Source organism: Ruegeria sp. BE9, from assembly GCF_056538765.1.
The window spans coordinates 1-20507 of sequence record NZ_JBQFTS010000012.1 but is presented as its reverse complement, the minus strand read 5'-3'; the positions used below and the strand labels follow the sequence as shown (position 1 = coordinate 20507).

Annotated in this window: 26 protein-coding genes; 18 read left to right on the top strand and 8 right to left on the bottom strand. The window is 56.2% G+C overall.

The window, feature by feature from the left end:
• Nucleotides 1-15: 15 nt before the first annotated feature.
• Nucleotides 16-894: a LysR family transcriptional regulator gene (locus ACR0EO_RS21400; RefSeq protein ID WP_480692941.1), complete on the bottom strand. Its 879-nt coding sequence runs from the start codon at nucleotides 892-894 to the stop codon at nucleotides 16-18.
• A 119-nt stretch (nucleotides 895-1013) separates the two neighbouring features.
• On the opposite strand from ACR0EO_RS21400, the gene ACR0EO_RS21395 reads away from it, so the two are divergent.
• Nucleotides 1014-1595: an FMN-dependent NADH-azoreductase gene (locus ACR0EO_RS21395; RefSeq protein WP_480692940.1), complete on the top strand. Its 582-nt coding sequence runs from the start codon at nucleotides 1014-1016 to the stop codon at nucleotides 1593-1595.
• Between the two features lie 74 nt (nucleotides 1596-1669).
• Here the strand turns inward: ACR0EO_RS21395 and ACR0EO_RS21390 are convergent, their stop codons facing one another.
• The gene (locus ACR0EO_RS21390) at nucleotides 1670-2200 is read right to left on the bottom strand and encodes a prolyl-tRNA synthetase associated domain-containing protein (RefSeq protein WP_480692939.1); all 531 of its coding nucleotides are present in this window, start codon (nucleotides 2198-2200) and stop codon (nucleotides 1670-1672) included.
• 88 nt (nucleotides 2201-2288) lie between these two features.
• On the opposite strand from ACR0EO_RS21390, the gene ACR0EO_RS21385 reads away from it, so the two are divergent.
• From ACR0EO_RS21385 to trmD, 10 genes are all read left to right on the top strand, one after another.
• Nucleotides 2289-2807: a hypothetical protein gene (locus ACR0EO_RS21385; RefSeq protein WP_480692938.1), complete on the top strand. Its 519-nt coding sequence runs from the start codon at nucleotides 2289-2291 to the stop codon at nucleotides 2805-2807.
• A gap of 162 nt (nucleotides 2808-2969) precedes the next feature.
• Nucleotides 2970-4475 (top strand): signal recognition particle protein, encoded by a 1506-nt coding sequence (gene ffh / locus ACR0EO_RS21380; protein ID WP_480692937.1) that lies wholly within the window; start codon nucleotides 2970-2972, stop codon nucleotides 4473-4475.
• 2 nt (nucleotides 4476-4477) lie between these two features.
• Complete coding sequence (locus ACR0EO_RS21375; protein WP_480692936.1) at nucleotides 4478-5032, top strand: GNAT family N-acetyltransferase; 555 nt, start codon at nucleotides 4478-4480, stop codon at nucleotides 5030-5032.
• 34 nt (nucleotides 5033-5066) lie between these two features.
• A complete protein-coding gene (locus ACR0EO_RS21370) occupies nucleotides 5067-5363 on the top strand; it encodes a chorismate mutase (protein WP_480692935.1) in 297 nt (98 codons plus the stop codon).
• 42 nt (nucleotides 5364-5405) lie between these two features.
• Nucleotides 5406-5795, top strand: a complete 390-nt coding sequence (rpsP, locus tag ACR0EO_RS21365) for a 30S ribosomal protein S16 (RefSeq protein ID WP_170575548.1) — start codon at nucleotides 5406-5408, stop codon at nucleotides 5793-5795.
• Between the two features lie 12 nt (nucleotides 5796-5807).
• A complete protein-coding gene (gene bluB / locus ACR0EO_RS21360; protein WP_480692934.1) occupies nucleotides 5808-6443 on the top strand; it encodes a 5,6-dimethylbenzimidazole synthase in 636 nt (211 codons plus the stop codon).
• Nucleotides 6444-6446: 3 nt separating this feature from the next.
• Entirely contained in the window at nucleotides 6447-6596 is a 150-nt protein-coding gene (locus tag ACR0EO_RS21355; RefSeq protein WP_480692933.1) for a hypothetical protein, read from the top strand.
• The gene (rimM, locus tag ACR0EO_RS21350; RefSeq protein ID WP_480692932.1) at nucleotides 6589-7092 is read left to right on the top strand and encodes a ribosome maturation factor RimM; all 504 of its coding nucleotides are present in this window, start codon (nucleotides 6589-6591) and stop codon (nucleotides 7090-7092) included. Before ACR0EO_RS21355 ends, rimM begins: the two co-directional genes overlap by 8 nt.
• The gene (locus tag ACR0EO_RS21345; RefSeq protein ID WP_480692931.1) at nucleotides 7092-7907 is read left to right on the top strand and encodes a hypothetical protein; all 816 of its coding nucleotides are present in this window, start codon (nucleotides 7092-7094) and stop codon (nucleotides 7905-7907) included. Before rimM ends, ACR0EO_RS21345 begins: the two co-directional genes overlap by 1 nt.
• Nucleotides 7904-8701: a tRNA (guanosine(37)-N1)-methyltransferase TrmD gene (gene trmD, locus ACR0EO_RS21340; RefSeq protein WP_480692930.1), complete on the top strand. Its 798-nt coding sequence runs from the start codon at nucleotides 7904-7906 to the stop codon at nucleotides 8699-8701. Before ACR0EO_RS21345 ends, trmD begins: the two co-directional genes overlap by 4 nt.
• Here the strand turns inward: trmD and ACR0EO_RS21335 are convergent.
• Nucleotides 8698-9498: a glycoside hydrolase family 25 protein gene (locus ACR0EO_RS21335; protein WP_480692929.1), complete on the bottom strand. Its 801-nt coding sequence runs from the start codon at nucleotides 9496-9498 to the stop codon at nucleotides 8698-8700. The genes trmD and ACR0EO_RS21335 overlap by 4 nt on opposite strands.
• 377 nt (nucleotides 9499-9875) lie before the next feature.
• On the opposite strand from ACR0EO_RS21335, the gene rplS reads away from it, so the two are divergent.
• The 3 genes from rplS (at nucleotide 9876) to ACR0EO_RS21320 (ending at nucleotide 11016) form a co-directional block, all read left to right on the top strand.
• Complete coding sequence (rplS, locus tag ACR0EO_RS21330) at nucleotides 9876-10259, top strand: 50S ribosomal protein L19 (RefSeq protein ID WP_155149156.1); 384 nt, start codon at nucleotides 9876-9878, stop codon at nucleotides 10257-10259.
• Between the two features lie 11 nt (nucleotides 10260-10270).
• The gene (rpmE, locus tag ACR0EO_RS21325) at nucleotides 10271-10492 is read left to right on the top strand and encodes a 50S ribosomal protein L31 (protein WP_170428949.1); all 222 of its coding nucleotides are present in this window, start codon (nucleotides 10271-10273) and stop codon (nucleotides 10490-10492) included.
• Nucleotides 10493-10788: 296 nt separating this feature from the next.
• Complete coding sequence (locus ACR0EO_RS21320; protein ID WP_480692928.1) at nucleotides 10789-11016, top strand: hypothetical protein; 228 nt, start codon at nucleotides 10789-10791, stop codon at nucleotides 11014-11016.
• A gap of 34 nt (nucleotides 11017-11050) precedes the next feature.
• Here ACR0EO_RS21320 and ACR0EO_RS21315 read toward each other — a convergent pair whose 3' ends face one another.
• Together ACR0EO_RS21315 and ACR0EO_RS21310 are read right to left on the bottom strand one after the other, a co-directional pair.
• Nucleotides 11051-12646, bottom strand: coding sequence for an MFS transporter (locus ACR0EO_RS21315; RefSeq protein WP_480692927.1), 1596 nt, complete (start codon nucleotides 12644-12646; stop codon nucleotides 11051-11053).
• Between the two features lie 80 nt (nucleotides 12647-12726).
• Nucleotides 12727-13614: an AEC family transporter gene (locus ACR0EO_RS21310; protein ID WP_480692926.1), complete on the bottom strand. Its 888-nt coding sequence runs from the start codon at nucleotides 13612-13614 to the stop codon at nucleotides 12727-12729.
• Between the two features lie 207 nt (nucleotides 13615-13821).
• On the opposite strand from ACR0EO_RS21310, the gene ACR0EO_RS21305 reads away from it, so the two are divergent.
• Complete coding sequence (locus tag ACR0EO_RS21305) at nucleotides 13822-14631, top strand: division plane positioning ATPase MipZ (RefSeq protein ID WP_480692925.1); 810 nt, start codon at nucleotides 13822-13824, stop codon at nucleotides 14629-14631.
• A gap of 85 nt (nucleotides 14632-14716) precedes the next feature.
• Here the strand turns inward: ACR0EO_RS21305 and ACR0EO_RS21300 are convergent, their stop codons facing one another.
• From ACR0EO_RS21300 to ACR0EO_RS21290, 3 genes are all read right to left on the bottom strand, one after another.
• Nucleotides 14717-15181: a hypothetical protein gene (locus ACR0EO_RS21300; RefSeq protein ID WP_480692924.1), complete on the bottom strand. Its 465-nt coding sequence runs from the start codon at nucleotides 15179-15181 to the stop codon at nucleotides 14717-14719.
• Nucleotides 15182-15324: 143 nt separating this feature from the next.
• The gene (locus ACR0EO_RS21295) at nucleotides 15325-16563 is read right to left on the bottom strand and encodes an adenylate/guanylate cyclase domain-containing protein (protein WP_480692923.1); all 1239 of its coding nucleotides are present in this window, start codon (nucleotides 16561-16563) and stop codon (nucleotides 15325-15327) included.
• Nucleotides 16564-16625: 62 nt separating this feature from the next.
• Complete coding sequence (locus tag ACR0EO_RS21290) at nucleotides 16626-17078, bottom strand: MarR family winged helix-turn-helix transcriptional regulator (RefSeq protein ID WP_480692922.1); 453 nt, start codon at nucleotides 17076-17078, stop codon at nucleotides 16626-16628.
• Nucleotides 17079-17135: 57 nt separating this feature from the next.
• Here ACR0EO_RS21290 and hmgA point away from each other — a divergent pair, with 57 nt between their 5' ends.
• From hmgA to fahA, 3 genes are read left to right on the top strand one after another with little or no spacing between them, the layout of a single operon-like run.
• A complete protein-coding gene (gene hmgA, locus ACR0EO_RS21285; protein WP_480692921.1) occupies nucleotides 17136-18491 on the top strand; it encodes a homogentisate 1,2-dioxygenase in 1356 nt (451 codons plus the stop codon).
• 6 nt (nucleotides 18492-18497) lie between these two features.
• Nucleotides 18498-19121, top strand: coding sequence for a LysE family translocator (locus tag ACR0EO_RS21280; protein ID WP_480692920.1), 624 nt, complete (start codon nucleotides 18498-18500; stop codon nucleotides 19119-19121).
• A gap of 28 nt (nucleotides 19122-19149) precedes the next feature.
• Nucleotides 19150-20406, top strand: coding sequence for a fumarylacetoacetase (gene fahA, locus ACR0EO_RS21275; RefSeq protein WP_480692919.1), 1257 nt, complete (start codon nucleotides 19150-19152; stop codon nucleotides 20404-20406).
• Nucleotides 20407-20507 lie beyond the last annotated feature (101 nt).

Genomic DNA, 20507 nt, shown 5'->3' with positions numbered 1-20507 from the left:
CCTGCGCCTGAGGACTCACGCCAGCCAGCCTTTGGATTGTTCCTTGAGATAGGTAAGGAAGCTCTGAACCTTGGTTGTGCGGTGTAGGTCCACGTGGGTCACAAGCCAGAGGTTACCAAACCACTCGGGCATTGGGTCGATCACCTCAACCAAATTGTCGTCCCGGGCCGCCTCCCAACGGGCCATAAAGCCGATACCGGCACCGGACAAAACCGCCTCGCGGATACAGAAGTTGTTGGTACAGCGAAAAGTGATGTTCTCTGCAGGAACCGTTTCTCGCAACCACCGGGAAAACGGCGCGCGACTGCTTTCATCATCAGTGCTTACAAAATGATGGTTCTCAAAGTCCGCAACACCTGACGGCTTGCCATTGCGTTCAACGTAAGCCGTACTTGCGTAAAGACCGACCTCTTGTGTGATAAACGGTTGTACTACGTTGTCAGGTTGGTCCGGAGCAGAGCCGGCCCGAATAGCCACATGCGCCTCACCATATTCGAGCCGGAACAAGCGATCACCGGTCAGGTAACGAACGATAAGGTCCGGGTGCAGGCGTTGGAATTCGCTGAGCACTGGAACAATCAACGGCGCCAAGGACGAAAGCGATGTGACCACAAGCTCGCCCGATACATCATCTCCGCGCCCCTTCATCCGCCCAACCAACTGGTTGAACTGATCCTCGGTCGCCTGTGCGACGCGCAACAGGTCTTCTCCGGCCTCGGTGGGTGTGTATCCACGCGCATGACGCTGGAAAAGCTTGGTACCCAGCCGCGCCTCAATTGCATCAATGTGACGGATTACCGTTGCATGGTGCACACCCAATACCTCGGCAGCTCCACTGACCGTTCCCATACGGGCCACCTGATAGGCGGTTCTCACTTCGTCCCAATTGTCCACGTCGCCACCTTACTGTGCAAATTCCAACATCAACTGTTGATGTATCCGAGTTTTGTTCATGTACGCAACATACATATTGGGACCAGACGAGAATTCCCTATCCACAAGGACCATATAAAATGACCAGCACCATCCTGCACATTGACGCCTCAGCCCGCCGCCAAGGTTCGGCAACTCGCGATCTGTCTGACCGCATCGTCAAGCACCTTGGCGCCGCACGCATCATTCGCCGCGATCTGGCAAGCCCCCTTCCCCTGCTGACTGAAGATTGGATCAATGCCAATTTCACCCCCGCCGAACAGCGGGACGAGACCCAGCGGGATCAACTGGCACTGTCGGATACACTGGTGAACGAACTGCAACAGGCCGATACGATTGTTGTTGGTCTTCCGATTTATAACTTCTCGGTACCGGCCGCATTCAAGGCCTGGATCGATTTGGTTGCCCGCGCGGGTTTGACCTTTTCCTACACGGAAAACGGTCCCAAGGGATTGCTGGAAGGTAAACGCGCGGTTCTTGCGATTGCTTCAGGTGGTACGGCCGTAGGATCCGAGATCGACTTTGCCACAAACTACGCCAAACACGTGCTGGGCTTTATCGGCATCCACAACGTAGACGTTGTCGCCGCGGATCAGATGGCATTGGATGCAGAAACTACATTGGCGAACGCTCAAAAGGCCGTTTCCGAACTGGCCGCCTGATCTTTCTCAATCCTATTGAACCAGATGCGCCCGGCCTGCCAAGGCTGGGCGCATCTTTTTATATGCACACCGAATTAAGGTAGCCAGGTTACTTCGCACCCAATCCGGTCAAAGAACGCCATCAGATCGGCGCGCGCCATAGCCACCGTGCGATCGTTCACAAGCGGGTGCATATAGATGACGTCCGCCTGCTTAGCGGCGCCGTCCATGAAAAACCGCACGTTGTTCTGAACGCCATTGATCATCGCAAGGGGGCTAACGGCGCCCGGACGAATTCCAAGATTCTGCAGCAACCGATCCGCTGATCCAAAGGACAGGTTGCCAACACCTAGCTCAGCCTCCAAAGCCTTTAGATCAATCTCGCGGCTCTGCTCGAGCGTCACCAGATAATTCCGCTTTTTCTTATCGCGCAGGTACAGGTTCTTTAGGCGCAGGGCGTTTTCGCCCGGCACCATGAACTGATCTTCAACCGACTTGGAGTCCTCAACCGTGCGCAGCGGCACATGGGTGTGCAGACGATAAGTCAGACCCCAATCATCCAACTGCGCCAACAGCGCGTCAGAGCTGAGTGGTAGTGTGTCCTGAAAAGCCGATGATGCGTCCATTAGAACCTCCTGTTTGGCGCGCTCATCGCGCAACACGCAGGTAAATTCAAGCCACGACAGCCATGGAGTTCGATGCTAGCGTGCCGCCATGAAAGTTACGCGCAATAAACCCAACCAACTGATCCTGTCCAACACGCCGTGGTTCATCGGCATCTCACTGGTCTTCTTCATCCTAGTCTTTGTCGGTGTCGGCTTGTTCATGGTCAGCGAAGGCGGTGAGGGCATTTTGTTCGGCCTCTTCTTTGCCCTGTTCGGTGGCGGGATGGGGATCGGCGCTTTCTGCGTCTTTGTGCGCCGCGTTCAGGTCATATTGGACCGCAACAGCAATAGCATTTTGATCCGTCGCCAATCGGTCTTTGGATATGACACCGTGGAACATGAGCTATCGAACCTGTCCCATGCCGAGGTAGAAACCACCACCTCACCCCGAGACAGGACCACGTCAAAAATGCATCGTCCCGTTCTGATCCTGGAAAAAGGAATGAGTGCTGGTCGACACCCGATTGTCGAAGCCTATGTCAGCGGAGGCGGCGCGCAGCGAATGGTTGATGCGGTCAATGACTGGCTTCCGGTGCGCAAGGTTGACTCTGACAGCCAATCCGCCTAAAGCCCCATCCAAACATCCGGAAGAGACGACCCTTCCGGTCCCTTGAGTCGTTCAGGGATCGCCCCCCACCAGCGAGTTTCGCCCGTGGGGGCAATTGTGCATTTAACCGGCGTTTCCTACTTAGGAAGGGCCATCAGATAACCGGCTAAGGAGGCCGAAGGCATGTTTGAAAATCTATCCGAACGCCTCTCTGGCGTCTTTGATCGGCTGACGAAACAAGGCGCGCTGTCCGAGGAGGACGTTAAAACCGCTCTGCGCGAAGTCCGCGTTGCTCTGCTTGAGGCTGACGTCTCGCTGCCAGTAGCCCGTGAGTTCGTCAAAAAGGTACAGGAACAGGCCACCGGCCAGGCGGTGACCAAGTCGATCACCCCCGGTCAGCAGGTCGTTAAGATCGTGCATGACGCGCTTGTCGACACTCTGCGCGGCGAAGAAGACCCCGGCAAGCTGAAGATCGACAACCCGCCAGCACCGATCCTGATGGTCGGTCTGCAGGGCTCGGGTAAGACGACCACCACCGGTAAACTCGCCAAACGTCTGAAAGAGAAAGAGGGCAAGAAGGTCCTGATGGCCTCGCTGGACGTCTATCGCCCAGCGGCGATGGATCAGCTTGCTGTTCTGGGTACTCAGGTTGGCGTCGATACGCTGCCGATCGTGCCCGGCCAATCCCCGGTCGATATCGCCAAACGCGCCAAACAGCAGGCGACGCTGGGCGGCTATGACGTCTACATGCTCGACACCGCGGGCCGTCTGCACATCGACGAAGTTCTGATGAACGAGGTCGAGCAGGTTCGCAACGTGGTCGATCCGCGCGAAACCCTGCTGGTCGTAGACGGCTTGACCGGTCAGGTCGCTGTTGAAGTTGCCGAGGAGTTCGACGCCAAAGTCGGCATCTCGGGCGTGGTCCTGACCCGGATGGACGGTGACGGCCGCGGTGGTGCGGCGCTGTCGATGCGCGCAGTCACTGGTAAGCCAATCCGCTTTGTCGGTTTGGGCGAGAAGATGGACGCGCTCGAAACCTTCGAGCCGGACCGGATCGCCGGGCGTATTCTGGGCATGGGCGACATCGTCGCCTTGGTCGAAAAAGCCCAGGAAACGATGGAGATTGAACAGACCGAGCGCATGATGAAGCGCATGGTCAAAGGTCAGTTCAACATGAACGACCTGAAAATGCAGCTGGAACAGATGATCCAGATGGGCGGTATGCAGGGCATGATGGGCATGATGCCGGGCATGGGCAAAATGGCCAAACAAGTCGAAGAGGCAGGCATGGATGACAAGGTGCTCAAGCGCCAGATCGCCATGATCCAATCCATGACCAAACGTGAACGCGCCAACCCTCAGCTGCTGCAAGCCAGCCGCAAGAAACGGATTGCAGCGGGTTCCGGGATGGAAGTCAGCGACCTTAACAAGCTGCTCAAGATGCACCGGCAGATGTCGGACATGATGAAGAAGATGGGCAAGATGGGCAAAGGCAAGATGCTTAAACAGGCCATGAAGGGCATGTTCGGCAAAGGCGGCCCGTCGCCCGAGGAAATGGCAGCGGGCATGGACCCCAAGGCGCTGGAACAGGCGGCCAAAGCGATGGGCGGCAAGATGCCCGGAATGCCTGGAATGGGCGGCGGTATGGCGTTACCTCCGGGCCTTAGCGGATTTGGCAAGAAAAAGTAATCATGTCTGCCCTTGACCCTCATATCCCACGGCTTGAGACCGAGCGCCTGATCTTGCGCGCACCGTCTGTGGCCGATCTTGACGCTGAGGCCGAGTTTTTCGCCTCGGACGCCGCCAAATATGTCGGCGGTCCATTGCGTCGGGATGAGACATGGCGGTCGATTGCAATGCTGCTGGGCCATTGGGCAATTCGCGGCTTTGGGTTTTGGGGAGTCGAAGAAAAAGACACCGGCACATATGTCGGTCGTGTCGGTCTTTGGTTCCCCGAGGGGTGGCCGGAGCCTGAGGTTGGCTGGACGCTGATGAGCTATGCCACCGGCAAAGGCTATGCGACCGAGGCCGCATTGGCCGCGCGCGCCCATGCATATGACGTGCTGGGCTGGGATACCGCGATCTCTCTGATCGACCCGGAAAACGCGGCTAGCAAAGCAGTCGCCAAACGGTTGGGGGCCGAGCTTGACTATCACTACGAGCACCCAAAATTCGGCACCACCGAAATCTGGCGCCACCCTGCCCCAGCCGATCTGGTGAATGGCGGAATGGAGGCCTACGCATGATCCACACCGCTTTGAACGCTAAGAGGACCGGCCAATGACCAACCCCGTGACGCGCGCCGCTGCGCTGCTGAAAGAGCATCGCGAAAGCATTGACCGGCTGGACGCGATCCTTGTCTACACGCTGGGCGAACGCTTCAAGCACACACAGGCTGTTGGCAAGCTCAAAGCCGAACACGACCTTCCCCCGTCCGATCCCTCGCGCGAAGCAGCGCAGATCGCTCGGCTAGAAGACCTGGCGAAACAGGCCGATCTGGACCCTGACTTCGCCAAGGCTTTCCTGAATTTCATCATTCAGGAAGTCATCCGACACCACAAGAAACATCAGAACTAACCGGAGCTGCTCCGGTAAACGCCATCCAAAGGAGATACCACCATGGCAATGAAAATTCGTCTCGCCCGCGGCGGCTCGAAAAAGCGTCCTTTCTACCGCATCGTAGCTGCTGACAGCCGCATGCCTCGCGACGGCCGTTTCATCGAGAAACTGGGCACCTACAACCCGCTGCTGCCGAAAGACAGCGAAGAGCGCGTTAAAATGGACATGGAGCGCGTTCAGTACTGGCTGGACCAAGGCGCGCAACCTACCGACCGTATCGCACGCATGCTGGAAGCAGCCGGTACCCGTGACAAGGCCGAGCGCAACAACCCGAACAAAGGCACCCCTGGCAAGAAAGCTCAGGAACGCGCTGAAGAGAAAGCTGCAAAGGCCGCTGAAGCTGCCGAAGCGGCTGCTGCACCGGCTGAAGAAGCGGCTGCAGAAGAGTAAGCAGGCGGGCGCGTGCAGGATCAGACTTTCACCGACGATTTTCGCACGCAGTTCGATCTGTTGATGCGGCTCCGGCGCGACGTGCGCCGGTTCCGCACCGATCCCGTGGACGAGGCAGTGCTGACGCGCTGCCTCGACGCATTTCGACTGGCCCCTTCCGTGGGGCTCAGCGAACCTTGGCGCGTAATCCGCATCAAAAGCGCTGCCGCGCGCGACGCGGCACTGAAGAATTTTCAGACAGCAAATGCCGAAGCTCTGGCCGGGTACTCCGGAGAGAAAGCGCAGCTGTATAGCGGTCTCAAACTGTCGGGCATGCAAGAAGCCCCGGTGCAACTGGCCGTTTTCTGTGACGATGCCACTGACAAAGGCCAGGGTCTGGGCGCAGGTACGATGCCCGAGATGCGGCGCTATTCGGTCGTATCAGCGATCACGCTATTCTGGCTCGCCTTGCGAACCGAAGGACTGGGGCTGGGTTGGGTGTCCATTCTGGATCCCGAGCAGATGAACCACGACTTAAATGTACACGAAGATTGGCGCCTGATCGGTTATTTCTGCGTCGGTTGGCCCGAAGAAATGTCAGACACACCCGAACTGGAGCGCGCCGGCTGGGAATGCCGCGACGACACCCTACCGGTTGAGGTGCGATAGTAGATGCTGGGACTAATCCGCCTTCCCATCCTGCTGCTGATCGCATTTATTGTGGGAGTGTTTTTCGAACGCAGCAATCAACGCGAGGCCTGCGAGGCGCGAGGTGATTGGCAGGATGGGCTATGTGTGACAATGGACAAGCCAAATGAGTGATCTGATCTGTGTAGGCAGCATTGCTGGCTCTTACGGTGTTCGCGGCGAAGTACGTCTGAAAAGCTACTGCGCAATTCCCGAAGATATCGAGGCCTATTCTCCTCTGACAGATGAGGCTGGCAACGAACGCTATCCATTGGTCCTGACCCGCACGATCAAAAATGGTTTTGCCGCACGGGTTGGCGGTGTCGAAACCAAAGAAGAAGCCGACGCACTGAAGGGTCTTCGCCTGTTTGCACGTCGCGATCAGCTGCCGTCTCTGCCGGACGACGAATTCTACCACACGGACCTGATCGGGCTTGAGGTATACGACACCGGCGGCACACTACTGGGTCGGGTCAAATCCGTGCAGAACCACGGCGCTGCTGACCTGCTGGAATTGCACGGGCCGGGCTTGAAGGCCACCGTGTTGCTGCCTTTCACACTTGAGGCGGTTCCGACAGTTGATCTGGACAAAGGCCGCATCGTTGCAGACCCGCCCGAAGGGTTAATCTGATGCGACGGATCCTGCTTCACCTCGGTTTGCACAAAACCGGGACAACAGCAGCGCAATCCTTCCTCTATGATAACCGCGAGCTGATCTGGCCTCATTTTGCGCTGGTTCTGCCCTATCGGACACGAAACTCAGGCCTGAGCCGGGCGGCAACCAACCACTCGATCTATGGCACTGTTGGTACGCTTTCAGACTTTGGCACCCAGTTGCGCAGGTTTCTGGATACGCTTGAATTCGGCGATAAACGCGGGCTGGTCCTTAGCGAAGAAAACTTCTCCGGCCTGCGCCCAAGCCGGAATATCGAACAAGGATATGCAGCAACGCCAGAACTTGCGGCCTGTCTGGTTGACGCAATCCGCAATCGTTTTTCTGGACAGCAAATCGACATCACCATTTACCTGTCGCTTCGTCAGCGCGGCGGCTGGCTGCGCAGCCTCTGGGCACACGATCTGGAACGAATTCGGCAGGTACAGGATTTCGAGACCTTCCAATCGAGTATGGATCACCTGCCTTCACTAGAAGAGACGGTGATCCAGGTTAAAGAGAGACTGCCCACTGTCACCGTGACTTCGGATTGGCTGGAAGAGCTGCAACTTCGCAAGTATGGGCCCGGCACGCCGTTTTCGGATTTTCTGGACCTGCCCCGCGACAAGGCAAAACTCCTTGTACCGCCTTCAAAATTCAATAACCGCTTGCCCGAGGACGTTCTGGCAGAGTTACTGGACCTGAACCGCTCGCGGTTGGATGAGGCCACTGTGACGGCTCAAAAGACAGCGATAATAGAACGCGCGAAAGAAGCGCTGATCGGCACGACATGACTGACAAACCCATTAAATCACATGGTCGAAAGGCGATCCGTCCGACCCTGAAGCCACGCGAACTCATGACACCTACGCCGGATCTGCACGGTGTTTGGAAAACTAAGATCATAACGCTTTTTCCCTCTGCGTTTCCGGGTGTTCTGGGCGAAAGCCTGACCGGGAAAGCGTTGCAAGAGGGGCTGTGGCAGTTAGAAACCGTCGATCTGCGTCAATTCGGTATCGGCAAACACCGCAATGTCGATGATACCCCAGCTGGCGGCGGCGCGGGCATGGTTCTGCGTGCCGATGTGTTAGGCGAGGCAATCGAACACACGATGGCAGGCGTTAGTGGAAACTGGCCGCTGATCTATCTCAGCCCACGGGGCCGCCGGATGGACCAACGTATGATGCAGAATCTGGCGCGCTGCGATGGCATGACCTTGCTCTGCGGCCGTTTCGAAGGCGTTGATGAGCGGGTACTGGAGCATTACGGCGTTCAAGAGGTGAGCTTGGGCGACTTCGTCATGACCGGCGGTGAAATCGCCGCGCAGGCACTGATCGACGCGACGGTACGGCTGATCCCCGGTGTGTTGGGCAATCAGGCCTCGGCTGAGGAAGAAAGTTTCTCCTCAGGCCTGCTGGAGCACCCACAATACACTCGCCCCGCCGAATGGAAGGGCCGCCCGATCCCCGATATCCTGATGTCTGGTCACCACGGGCGCATCGCCGACTGGCGACACGAGATGTCAGAACAAATCACCCGCGAACGACGCCCTGATTTATGGGACAGCTACCGCAAAGCCAAGGATTAACCTCCGGCCTTCCAGCGCGCCCAGATTTCGGGCTGGCCGTTAAACGTGTTGATATCCACCTTGCCCTGTACGCCCGGCACTAACCCCGTGCCCGTGTACTGCCAAAACCGCCAGATGGCCCCAGGGTAAACCTGCCTTGGGTGGCCCGCAACAGAACGCAACCAAAATTCGGTCTTGGGTAACCGGTCGATATTGGTGTCGCTAAAGAAATCTACGGTTGTGTAGACAATTGGGCGCCGCCCGTAGTGTCGCTCAAGTATGTCGAGGAAGCGCTGCGCCTCGGCGCGAACGGTCCGACCATCCGGGCGGATGGTGCAAGTTTTGGAATGCGGGGTCCATTCCATGTCAAGCACATGCGGCAGGTCGGCCCCTTTGGGCACGTTTTCAATAAACCAGCGAGCCTGCTCCCGAGCCGATCGGCAGAAATAGTAATAGTGGTATGCACCCCATGGCACACCAGCGGCTTGCGCCCCACGCCGATGGTTTTCGAACATGGGATCTGCGACGTCGCCGCCCTCGGTTGCTTTGATAAACACAAAGCTGACGCCGGATGCTTTGGCCGTTTTCCAGTCTATAGGCCCCTGCCAGCGAGAAACGTCCAACCCATGCACTGGATAGTGCCCGGGTCGCCGCTCTTCCCATTCGTGCGGTTTAGCGTCTCCGAAGGAGGGGTAGATAACCGACGGCGAAGTCGAGTCCAAAAACGCTTTGGCCTCAACCTGTTGAGGCGGAGGGGTACTGCGACCGCAGGACAGGGTCGCAAAGGCCATGACGGCCAGCATCAACGCTGTGCGCATGATCTATTCCTGTTTTAAATTCTGCTCTTGTAATTCCCCCCAGAATGCCTGATCGACGCCACAAGGCAACGATGCATTTAACAGACGGCGAAAACCCACCGCCCGACACTGAAAAATATGGCATTTTAGCTTGATCCCTGATTACAAACCCCGTAAAGCAGCGCAATCCGGTGCCGCGTGACGCGACTCCGGTGTTTTGGTTTGCATCGTGGCGCTACGCTCGACTTTCTTCAGTCACGGCGTGTCAGGGCGAACCAGACCAAAGGAACATTCGATCTGACCTCTGGCGGGCTGTACGCAGGACCCGGTGAAGACCAAGAGCTCTCAGGCCGTGCTTAACTTCGTGGAACAACCACGAGCAGATAGGAGTAACTGCGATGGACCTGATCGCACAGCTTGAGGCGGAACAGATTGCCGCCCTGGGGAAAGACATCCCCGATTTCAAAGCCGGTGACACTATCCGTGTCGGCTTTAAAGTGACCGAAGGCTCGCGCACCCGTGTGCAGAACTACGAAGGTGTCTGCATTGCGCGCAAAAACGGCGACGGCATCGCCGGTTCGTTCACCGTTCGCAAGATTTCGTTTGGCGAAGGCGTGGAGCGTGTGTTCCCGCTGCATTCGACCAACATCGACAGCATCACCGTTGTCCGCCGTGGTCGCGTTCGTCGCGCCAAACTGTACTACCTGCGCTCGCGCCGTGGTAAATCCGCGCGTATCGCAGAAGTCACCAACTACAAGCCCAAGGCTGGCGCCGAGGCGTAAGGAGCGGAAAGATGAAAAAAGACATCCATCCCGATTATCACGTCATCAACGTCAAAATGACCGATGGCACCGTGGTTCAGATGAAATCCACCTGGGGCGCCGAGGGCGACCAGCTGGCTCTGGAAATCGACCCCTCCTCGCACCCCGCGTGGACCGGTGGTTCGTCGCGCCTGATGGACGCCGGCGGCCGCGTGTCGAAGTTCAAGAAGAAATACGAAGGTCTGGGCTTCTAAGTCTTACCCTTTTCGATTTCGAAAGGCCGTCCCTCGGGGCGGTCTTTTTCGTTTCTGCAAAATAGAAACCAATTACTGCTGTCCTTGCTTAAAGGGCTGTCAGCAATGAAACGGGTGACTGATGAACCCGACGGGTCTGACGGCCCACAATCAATCCAAGCCGCCTATTGCCCACCCTTCTCTGACCCTTCAATCAATAACATCCCTGCGGCGGCGCGCTTAAGACAATTTCGTCTGACACCAGCAGGTGCTACACTTCTCCCAACGCCGGCTAAAAACCCACGGAGATTCAGAAAATGCCCCAGTACAATGACATGATCGAGCTTTCGGTAGAGGACATGGACCTGATCGAAACGGCGTTGCGCGGCTCGGTCGCGTCTTTGTCTCAGGCCACTTTGGAAGAGGGTGAGGATGGCCAAGCAAACCGCGAAGACACCCTGCGTCGTATCCACGACCTTCTGGGTAAACTGCACGATCAAAAGGTCTTTTATCGCCCCAAAGAAGGGGTCTATCTTGGGGGTTAAGCTCTGTTTGATCTCACTGAAAAGGCGCAGCTTATCACTGCGGCTTTCGTGTCAGATCAGCCGCGCTATGCAAAGGCGGCACCGGTCCACGCAACAACATCAGCGCCAACGCCATTCCGACCAGCGCCGCGACCGCAGCGACCAACATGGCGCTGTCAAAAGCGTTGTCCTGCAAGTCTCGTAATGCTTTGGCCAAAGCAGTTCCCGTAGACGGATCCATCCCTGCAATCTGTTGCTGAATTTGGCTGGGTGTCCCGTGTGTCAGTGCATGGGCCAAATCTTCGCGTTGGGTCGATCCGGCCGGCAGCGCATCGATTACCTCGGACAAACCTCGGCGGGTAGTGATGGATTCGGCCAGCCCGCCTACCACGGCACCCAAGGTCGCTCCGAAATAGAGGCAAGCGTTTATCACGCCCGAGCCCTGCCCTACGTGCTCTTCGGGCAGCAGGCGCAAGCCAAGGCGGGGCAAAAGCGAGAAACAAGTGCCCATGCCGACCCCGACGATCATCAGCTTCCACCAGATTTCGGCGTATTGCGTGGTGTTCGTGGTCGTCATCAACAACAAAAAGCCACACCCCATCGCCCCAAGCCCAATCGCAATAGGCCATTGAAAGCTATAGGGGGCCAGAAATCGCGGTGCGGTGACCGAGATCACAAACATGCTGAGGCTAAGCGGCATGATCGCCAAACCTGCACCGATCGATGAATATCCAAAGGCATCGGGCGACTGAACGAAGGTGTTGAAATAGACAAAGAAGCAGAAGAGCGTGAAACCGGTAAAGAACATCCCTGCTGCTGCCATGAAGTAGCGTGGATGGCGAAAATAGCGTAGCTCGATCAAGGGATCTTCGGCGCGGCGCGAGACGACGACCAACGCGACAGTTGCCATCGCAGCGACGGCCAGCGGCACCAGCGTTAGCGGCGTAGCCCATCCGCCGCTTTCACCGTTACTAAGGGCAAAGGAAAGCGGTCCCAGAAACAACAGGATGGCAACGGCACCCGTGTAATCAAATTTCGCACCAGCAAGGCGCGTATCAGGCACGTAGTTCCGCTTGCTAACGTGCAATCCGATTGCGAAGGCGACAGCCAGTAACAACAAGTCGGCGGCGAAAACCGCCCGCCAGCTGACATAGTGGCCAAACGCGCCACCCACAATCGGCCCCACGCCGATGGCCAGACCAACGATTGCACCCCAGGCTCCGGTGACACTCGCGCGCTGCTCCTCAGGTGTTGCCGCCGTCAACAAAGATAGAGAGGTTCCGAACAATGCCGCAGCGCCTGCCCCTTGTGCACCGCGACCGAACAATAGCATTGCCCCATCCTGCGCCAGCATGACTGACGCTGAGCCTATGGCGAAAACGATCATCCCGAAAAAGAACACACCCATCTTGCCGGTGATGTCCCCCAAGCGGCTGACGATCGTTACAAGCGTTGCACTTGCCACGGTGTAGGTCGCCATCACCCACTGTAAACCAGATGGTGTCAGATCGAACTCAGCCTTTAGGTTAGGCAGGATGGTTGCCACGGCTGTTGTATTGAAACCCACGACCATCATGCAGATCGCTGTCATCGCCAAGACTACGCGGGCACGGGCCTGCGGAGTTACTTCTACCGAGGTCGTGTCACCCATCAATTTGCCCTCAAACTATGGTTGTTTAACTCAATTATTCAGCAGTTTAGCGATTTTTGCCTCTGAGCATAGGGTGCGCGTCAGAGCCAGTAGGACAGAGCAATCGGCAAAACGAAAATCGTGCTGAGTGTCGACACCAAAATAAACCCGGCCACATCCGGCCCATATTCCGGCACGTGTTGGTCAATAAAGAGATACGTCGCCACTGAAGACGGCATCAGGCAGCACAGGATCACGGCACCGCGTTCAGCCCCGGTGAATCCGAAAATCCAAACCAAACTACTCGCAATTACAATTGCCATCGCCAGATGAAGCGCAGTCAGCATCAGCGCCCGGCCTAGGCTTTGGATCTGCAGCGTTGCCAGTGTATGGCCCAGGGTCAGCAACATCAGTGGGATCGACAAGCCGCCTAGAATGTCAAAGGACTTGGCGATGGGTTGAGGCAGACTATACCCGGTCGCCATCAGGATCAGCGAAATAACCACCGCATAGATAATCGGTGAGGTCGCAAGTTTCTTGGGCGAGAACTCTCCTGCCGGAATCCACATGCCCAATGTAAAGATACTGACAAGGACGACGACCACAAAGCCCATCGTATAGGCCATACCGGCATCACCCAGCGCAAGCAGAGTGATCGGTAATCCGATATTGCCAACATTGCCATGCATTAGCGGGGTTAAAAATGCCCGCACCGGCAACCGCATGGCTCTAAGAGCAACAAACCCTAAAATGCCAAATCCTGCGATGGCCAGCGCCGCGGCGGCCATTACATCCAAGAATGTGCTTACAGCTATTTTCGTGGTCGACAGATGAGAAATAATCAGCGTCGGATACCCTACGCGCGATACAATCCCTCCAATTACCTTATTGTCGAAAGGCGCTTTGCTCAGGGCCAAAATATAGCCGATCCCGGCACAAATCAGTACGGGCAGGACCACGTTCAGAACGTTCAAAAACAGATGGTCCAAATGTGGCCCCTATCGCAATTCCCTGCATCGAACAGTGAAACAGGCCGCATTGTTTGACAAGCTTGCAACTTAACCCTTGATCATGCCTTGGTTTTCCAAATTAGAGCCTGCTATCACCCTCAGAGGTTCTTCCATTCCCGGCTTCCACAACATATAGTGGCTCACAACAACGTGTGGGAAAGCACGGCGGGACATGGGAATACAGGCATGGCACATATCATCGTAGTGGGGAACGAGAAGGGCGGCGCAGGCAAATCGACCGTGTCGATGCATGTGGCCACCGCACTGGCGCGTCTGGGCCACAAGGTCAGCACGCTGGACCTTGACCTGCGGCAGCGCAGCCTTGGACGTTACTTTGAAAATCGTGGCAATTTCCTTAATGGCTCGGAAGCTAGCCTGCCCAGTCCGCGCCATCATGATCTGCCCGAGATCGACGCAAGCAAGCTGAAGCCCGGTGAGAATATCTATGACCACCGTCTGTCGGCAGCTGTAGCTGAACTGGAAAGCGACAGCGACTTTATTCTGATCGACTGCCCTGGCTCACACACCCGCCTTAGCCAAGTGGCGCATTCACTGGCCGACACCCTAATCACACCTCTGAACGACAGCTTTATCGATTTCGATCTGCTGGCGCGAATTGATTCAAAGGGTGAGAAAATTCTTGGGCCGTCTGTTTACTCCGAAATGGTCTGGAACGCGCGCCAGCTGCGGGCGCAGGCCGGGCTAAAGCCGATCGATTGGGTTGTTGTGCGTAACCGTGTCGGTACTCAGCGCATGGTCAACAAAGAAAAGATGCAGCGCGCGATTGAGATGCTGTCACAACGCATCGGTTTCCGCGTCGCCTCGGGCTTTTCCGAACGGGTTATCTTCCGTGAGCTGTTCCCGCGCGGGCTGACGCTTTTGGACCTCAAGGATATTGGGGTCAAACAGCTTAACATCTCTAACATCGCCGCGCGGCAAGAGCTGCGTGATATGATGAAAGAGCTGAACCTGCCGGGCGTCGAGATCGACTTTTAAGGGATCGCTCGTATGACGGGCAGCGAGCGGTTGGCAGACGTCTAATTCGGTTCTTATTAGTCGGATCGCAGGACTCGAGCAGCATTCACTGCAAATTTTCAACGACCCTGTAAAATTCTGCCCATGCCGCACTTCGGTCAGACGGAACTTCGTCTTCGTTGCCGTTGGTCAGGTGCTCCGGCGTTGCCCAAACAATGCTGAGAGGCCGCGCAGCAGCACATAGTTCCTCCGTCTGTCTTTTAGGCAGCTCTCCCCCAAGAGTTTCAGCAAGGGCGGCTTCGCTGTCTGAAACCTGCAGCATTCTGTCGACAGCCCCCTGCAAATCGGCGCTTTCCGCATCTTGTGGAAATGCAGCTATCAACGTCTCAATCGCGGCCAAATCCTGACTTCGCTCTCCGCCGCAAGCCCATTTGATGGCGATGGGATGTAAAATGAAATCAAAGCCAAAAAAGACATTGATACGAGGATCGGCCTGCGCCGGCACGGCCATTGCCGTCAAAGCCACGTAGAGAAAAACCCGAGTAGTTGTTCTTAACATCGTCCAAGCCATCGAGGTTTAGAAATCCGAGATGATGCTATAGCGGGCAGAGGTCTTCGGCACCCGTGAATAGCTAAAAATGAACCAAAGTGTTGCCGACCGTAAGCTCAGCAACGACTTAGAAACCCTCACAGCCGTTAGTCGAAATAGCTCCGTTATGAGCCCGCCTCATTGTACACCGTAAACAGCTCTTTCGGTTCGGGTACACCGCGCAGCATGTATCGCCCGACGGAAACAAGATCCTGACCGCAGGGCTGCGCCGCACGCGCCACGTCGTCCGAGATCAGAATTCGCTGACCCAGCGAACGGTGCATTCCGGCAATGCGCGCAGCCTGATTGACCGCTGGCCCGATGACCGTGAAATCCAGCCGGGCATCAGACCCGATATTGCCATAGAGAATCTCGCCCGAATGCAGAGCCAGAGTAAAATTGGCGACGGGCAACCCTGCCGCTGTTCGGTCCTCGTTGAGCTTGCTCATCTGACTTTGTAGCGCTGGAACAGCTTTCAGTGCTGCACGCGCGTCCTCATCGATTTCCCCAACATCGAACATGGCCATAAGCCCGTCACCCATAAACTTGAGGATGTTGCCTCCGTGTTCATGCACAACACCAACAGCGACCGCCAAATAATCGTTCAACATGTCTATGATCTCGGTGCCCGGCAATTCCTCGGACAGGCTGGTGAAACCTTCCAGATCAAAGTTCCAGATGACCGCATCAATCTGCTGCAGCGATCCCCGCCGGATTTCGCCAGACAAAACACGGCGACCAGCATCGCGGCCCAGATAAACTCGCATCAGATCCTGTGCAACGCGGGTGCTTGCCGCTGATTTCAGCGCGAGCCCAAGATGTGGCAATGCCGTGTTGATTAGCTCAAGGTCAGTGTCCTGAAACCCGTCAGGCGCATCACTGGTCCAAGATAGCAGCACACCGTCCACCGCCTTTTTCGCGTCTTTGGGCCCGCTGTGGGAAGGCGTCTCAAAAGACACTCCCGTTGCATAATACTCAGTGGCGCCGTTCTCACGGAGATCGTTGATCAGAGGGTACTGGCTGGGCTCGTTCTTTCCGACAAGACGTTCGTGAATGACGTCCAAGTCGTAGTTCAGTAACGCATAAAGCGGGCTTTGCACCCACATCTCGCTGGCTTCTTCTGAATACGCAAAGGTTTCAATCTCGCCCCCCTGCCCATTGTACCAGCTGTATCCAGTGCCACCGTAAACCGGGTGCAACGCCGATTGCGCTGCATGAAACCGCATCAATGGCACACCAAGGTCGATCAACCTTTTGCAATACCCATCCAAAAGTTCTTCTTTGTCTGCCCCTTCAAGGCCGCGCGTTACAAGCCATTCTATCAGATCGTTTGATTTCGCTGCGGCGGAGCTCGGGGCCGTCATTTGCTATTCCTGTGTCCATTGGTGGATGTCATTTGGGGGCTATCGCAAAGAATTACCAGAGCTTAGCCCATATGTGCCAGCCGCCTTAACATGCTGCGTAAAAGCGCGACATCTTCTTCTTCGAATTGGCGCGCAAGTTTCGCGTCGTATTGCCGTGCGATACCCTGAAGCTCTTGATAAACTGACTGGCCCGCAGCGGTCAGGGTCAATTGTTCAACCCGACGGTCCGTTTCGCTTCGAGTACGCTCAAGGAACCGACGCTTTTCCAGCTTGCTAACGGCGCGACTGATCTTGGTCTTGTGGATCTTTGCGCGATCGCCAATCTCCTTGGCAGTCATTTCGCCATAATTACCCAAGTGGAACAGCACCCGCCATTCCGTTCGAAGCAGGCCATAGCGGTCCTTGTAGATCTGCTGAAACTCCAACGAGCTTTCCTCGGCCGCACGGTTTAACAGGTACGGAAGGAAATCCTGCAAATCAAAGTCATCATTTTTGGTGGAATTATACTGAGTCATTCTTGTTAGTTACAAAATCAACTATTATCCGACAAGAAACAAACGGAGGAACACGGAATGAATCATCCGACGGATCCGCACACGATGACGCAAGCCGGCACTCCGGTGGGCACCCACGCAGGATACATGCCCGGCTTTGGCAATGACTTTGAAACCGAGGCCCTACCGGGTGCCTTGCCGCAAGGGATGAACAGCCCTCAGAAATGTAACTACGGTCTTTATGGCGAACAGCTCAGCGGCACGGCCTTTACAGCCAACCCACCTGAAAGGACATGGTGCTATCGCATTCGCCCCTCGGTAAAGCATTCACATCGTTACGAGAAAATCGACCTTCCCTATTGGAAGTCTGCCCCTTGCGTTGATCCTGACGTTATCAGTTTAGGTCAATACCGATGGGACGCGATACCGCATTCGCAAGAGGGGCTAACTTGGTTGACCGGTATGCGGACGATGACGACTGCAGGCGACGTCAACACACAAGTCGGAATGGCCAGCCACATCTATCTGGTCACCGACTCGATGGTGGATGACTATTTCTACTCAGCCGATTCCGAATTGCTTGTCGTGCCTCAGGAAGGCCGCCTGCGCTTTGCGACCGAACTGGGAATCATCGATCTGGAACCCAAGGAAATCGCCATCATTCCGCGTGGTCTGGTATATCGCGTCGAAGTTCTGGAAGGTCCGGCACGCGGGTTTGTCTGCGAAAATTACGGCCAGAAATTTGAACTACCCGGGCGCGGCCCGATCGGTGCGAACTGCATGGCCAACCCACGCGACTTCAAGGCGCCGATTGCCGCGTTTGAAGACCGCGAGGTGCCGTCGACAGTGACCGTGAAATGGTGCGGGCAATTCCACACCACGCAGATCGACCAAAGCCCTCTGGACGTGGTGGCGTGGCACGGCAACTACGCGCCATACAAATACGATCTGCGTACCTATTGCCCTGTGGGTGCGATCCTGTTCGACCACCCTGATCCGTCGATCTTTACCGTGCTGACCGCACCTTCAGGGCAGCCGGGCACGGCCAATATCGACTTTGTCCTGTTCCGTGAACGCTGGATGGTGATGGAGGACACGTTCCGCCCGCCCTGGTACCACAAGAACATCATGTCTGAACTGATGGGCAACATTTACGGCCAGTATGACGCCAAACCTCAGGGCTTTGTTCCTGGGGGCATGAGCCTTCACAACATGATGTTGCCTCATGGGCCAGACAAAGAAGCCTTTGAAAAAGCATCAAACTCCAATCTCGGTCCGGACAAGTTGGAAAACACAATGTCCTTCATGTTCGAAACACGGTTCCCACAGCATTTGACTTCGTTTGCTGCAATCGAAGCCCCACTGCAGGACGACTACATTGACTGCTGGACCTCGCTTGAGAAAAAGTTCGATGGCACGCCCGGCAAAAAGTGAGGACAGATGAGCTTAGAAACCTGGATAACTTATGTCGCAACCGTGTTGTTGTTGATGAGTACACCCGGCCCCAGCCAGTTGCTCATGCTTTCCAACTCGGCCGCAAACGGCCTAAAGCGCGGGTTGTTCACGGCTGCGGGCGACCTGACCGCCAATTTCCTTCAGATGCTGGCCGCGGGATTGGGTCTTGCGGCGATCATAGCCGCATCGGGCACAGCGCTGACGGTTATCAAATGGCTGGGTGTGGCGTATCTGGTTTTTTTGGGGCTTCGAACCATCCTGAAGGCAGAAAGCAAAGCTCAACGAACTGCAACGCAAACCAGCGCCCGGGCGCTTTGGACGCAGGGATTTATCACGTCTGCAGCGAACCCCAAGGCGGTCGTTTTCTTTGCCGCTCTGTTCCCGCTGTTCATTGACGGTGCTCTTCCGTTCTGGCCGCAATTCGCAATCCTTTCGGCGACTTACCTGATCATCGACGGCTTGTTTCTGACCGCCTATGGCGGCAGCGCCTGCTGGCTGGCGTCGCGGTTGAAAGGCCCGGCACGACTTTGGCTGGATCGGATCGGTGGAAGTTTCATGATCCTGGCTGCCATTCTGCTGGGATTGAAATCAATTCGGTCTGCTCAATAATCACGACCCAAACACACAAGGATCACAGATGCCTTTGATGAAATCCTGGGTGGCTTCTGCCAACGATGCCAATCACCCTTTTCCCCTGAACAACCTGCCCTACGGAGTGTTTTCGACCGAAGGTTCTGACCCGCATTGTGGCGTTGCGATTGGGGACATGATCCTAGACATCACGGCGGCTGAGGCCAAAGGCCTGATTGCCCTGTCCGACGAACCGCTGTTCGACCTGCCCTTTTGGAACCCATTGATGGAGCAAGGTCCAGCTGTCTGGGCTGCGCTGCGCGAGCGTTTGACTGACTTGCTGGCCGAGGGCAGCGAAGAACAGGACAAAGTTGAGCCATTGCTTGTCGCACAAGCCGATGCCGAAATGCATATGCCTTTCGCCGTCAGTGAGTATACCGACTTTTACGCGGGCAGGCATCACGCCCAGAATGTCGGCACCATGTTCCGAGGCCCGGAAAACGCCCTGCCGCCCAACTGGCTGCACATTCCAATAGGGTACAATGGCCGGGCATCGTCGGTCGTCGTGTCGGGCACGGATATCCGCCGCCCATGGGGGCAGCTTAAAGCGCCGGATCAAGAGTTGCCCGCTTTCCTGCCCAGCCGTCGCTTCGACATCGAACTGGAGATGGGGGCCATTGTCGGCACACCGTCTGACGGACCAATTTCTGTACAAGAGGCAGACGACAATATCTTTGGATATGTTCTTTTGAACGATTGGTCGGCGCGCGACATTCAGGCGTGGGAATACCAACCGCTCGGCCCGTTTCAGGCCAAGGCAACGGCAACGTCAATCAGCCCCTGGATCGTCACCAAAGCCGCTTTGGAACCGTTCCGGTGTGATACCCCAGCACGTGAGTTCGAACTGTTGGACCACCTGAAGGACTGTGGCCCAATGCTGTATGACATCGACCTTGAGGTTACGATGGCTCCAGATGGCAAGGATGCCACTACGATTGCCCGAACGAACTATAACGCAATGTACTATTCGGCGGCTCAACAACTTGCGCACCACACCACTTCGGGCTGCCCAATGAATACAGGCGATCTGTTAGGCTCGGGTACTATTTCGGGCCCGACCAAACCTGAACGAGGGTCGCTGCTGGAACTCAGCTGGGGTGGGAAAGAACCTCTGACACTGGATGACGGCGAAACCCGCAGCTTCATCGAAGATGGTGACACTCTGACACTAAGCGGCAAGGCCAAAGGAAACGGCTACACAATCGGTTTTGGCGATTGCGTCGGTACGGTCCTTCCTGCTCTTGAAAACCCATTCGCACGATAAGGAACACGAAATGGCCAAGGCATTCGCGTCCCAAGGGGACATGTCGGAAAAGAAGATTTCGTTCACCGAGGTTGGCGAGGGTCTTTATGCGTTCACTGCCG

What these genes read in the sequence shown, in the direction of transcription:
- trmD (WP_480692930.1), top strand. Translation starts at nt 7,904, where the DNA reads ATGACTGACAAACCCATTAAATCACATGGTCGAAAGGCGATCCGTCCG.
- ACR0EO_RS21385 (WP_480692938.1), top strand. Translation starts at nt 2,289, where the DNA reads ATGAAAGTTACGCGCAATAAACCCAACCAACTGATCCTGTCCAACACG.
- ACR0EO_RS21375 (WP_480692936.1), top strand. Translation starts at nt 4,478, where the DNA reads ATGTCTGCCCTTGACCCTCATATCCCACGGCTTGAGACCGAGCGCCTG.
- ACR0EO_RS21355 (WP_480692933.1), top strand. Translation starts at nt 6,447, where the DNA reads ATGCTGGGACTAATCCGCCTTCCCATCCTGCTGCTGATCGCATTTATT.
- ACR0EO_RS21390 (WP_480692939.1), bottom strand. Translation starts at nt 2,200, where the DNA reads ATGGACGCATCATCGGCTTTTCAGGACACACTACCACTCAGCTCTGAC.
- ffh (WP_480692937.1), top strand. Translation starts at nt 2,970, where the DNA reads ATGTTTGAAAATCTATCCGAACGCCTCTCTGGCGTCTTTGATCGGCTG.
- fahA (WP_480692919.1), top strand. Translation starts at nt 19,150, where the DNA reads ATGCCTTTGATGAAATCCTGGGTGGCTTCTGCCAACGATGCCAATCAC.
- ACR0EO_RS21345 (WP_480692931.1), top strand. Translation starts at nt 7,092, where the DNA reads ATGCGACGGATCCTGCTTCACCTCGGTTTGCACAAAACCGGGACAACA.
- ACR0EO_RS21395 (WP_480692940.1), top strand. Translation starts at nt 1,014, where the DNA reads ATGACCAGCACCATCCTGCACATTGACGCCTCAGCCCGCCGCCAAGGT.
- ACR0EO_RS21300 (WP_480692924.1), bottom strand. Translation starts at nt 15,181, where the DNA reads ATGGCTTGGACGATGTTAAGAACAACTACTCGGGTTTTTCTCTACGTG.
- ACR0EO_RS21280 (WP_480692920.1), top strand. Translation starts at nt 18,498, where the DNA reads ATGAGCTTAGAAACCTGGATAACTTATGTCGCAACCGTGTTGTTGTTG.
- rimM (WP_480692932.1), top strand. Translation starts at nt 6,589, where the DNA reads ATGAGTGATCTGATCTGTGTAGGCAGCATTGCTGGCTCTTACGGTGTT.
- ACR0EO_RS21370 (WP_480692935.1), top strand. Translation starts at nt 5,067, where the DNA reads ATGACCAACCCCGTGACGCGCGCCGCTGCGCTGCTGAAAGAGCATCGC.
- ACR0EO_RS21295 (WP_480692923.1), bottom strand. Translation starts at nt 16,563, where the DNA reads ATGACGGCCCCGAGCTCCGCCGCAGCGAAATCAAACGATCTGATAGAA.
- rpmE (WP_170428949.1), top strand. Translation starts at nt 10,271, where the DNA reads ATGAAAAAAGACATCCATCCCGATTATCACGTCATCAACGTCAAAATG.
- hmgA (WP_480692921.1), top strand. Translation starts at nt 17,136, where the DNA reads ATGAATCATCCGACGGATCCGCACACGATGACGCAAGCCGGCACTCCG.
- ACR0EO_RS21320 (WP_480692928.1), top strand. Translation starts at nt 10,789, where the DNA reads ATGCCCCAGTACAATGACATGATCGAGCTTTCGGTAGAGGACATGGAC.
- ACR0EO_RS21290 (WP_480692922.1), bottom strand. Translation starts at nt 17,078, where the DNA reads ATGACTCAGTATAATTCCACCAAAAATGATGACTTTGATTTGCAGGAT.
- ACR0EO_RS21335 (WP_480692929.1), bottom strand. Translation starts at nt 9,498, where the DNA reads ATGCGCACAGCGTTGATGCTGGCCGTCATGGCCTTTGCGACCCTGTCC.
- rplS (WP_155149156.1), top strand. Translation starts at nt 9,876, where the DNA reads ATGGACCTGATCGCACAGCTTGAGGCGGAACAGATTGCCGCCCTGGGG.
- ACR0EO_RS21315 (WP_480692927.1), bottom strand. Translation starts at nt 12,646, where the DNA reads ATGGGTGACACGACCTCGGTAGAAGTAACTCCGCAGGCCCGTGCCCGC.
- ACR0EO_RS21305 (WP_480692925.1), top strand. Translation starts at nt 13,822, where the DNA reads ATGGCACATATCATCGTAGTGGGGAACGAGAAGGGCGGCGCAGGCAAA.
- rpsP (WP_170575548.1), top strand. Translation starts at nt 5,406, where the DNA reads ATGGCAATGAAAATTCGTCTCGCCCGCGGCGGCTCGAAAAAGCGTCCT.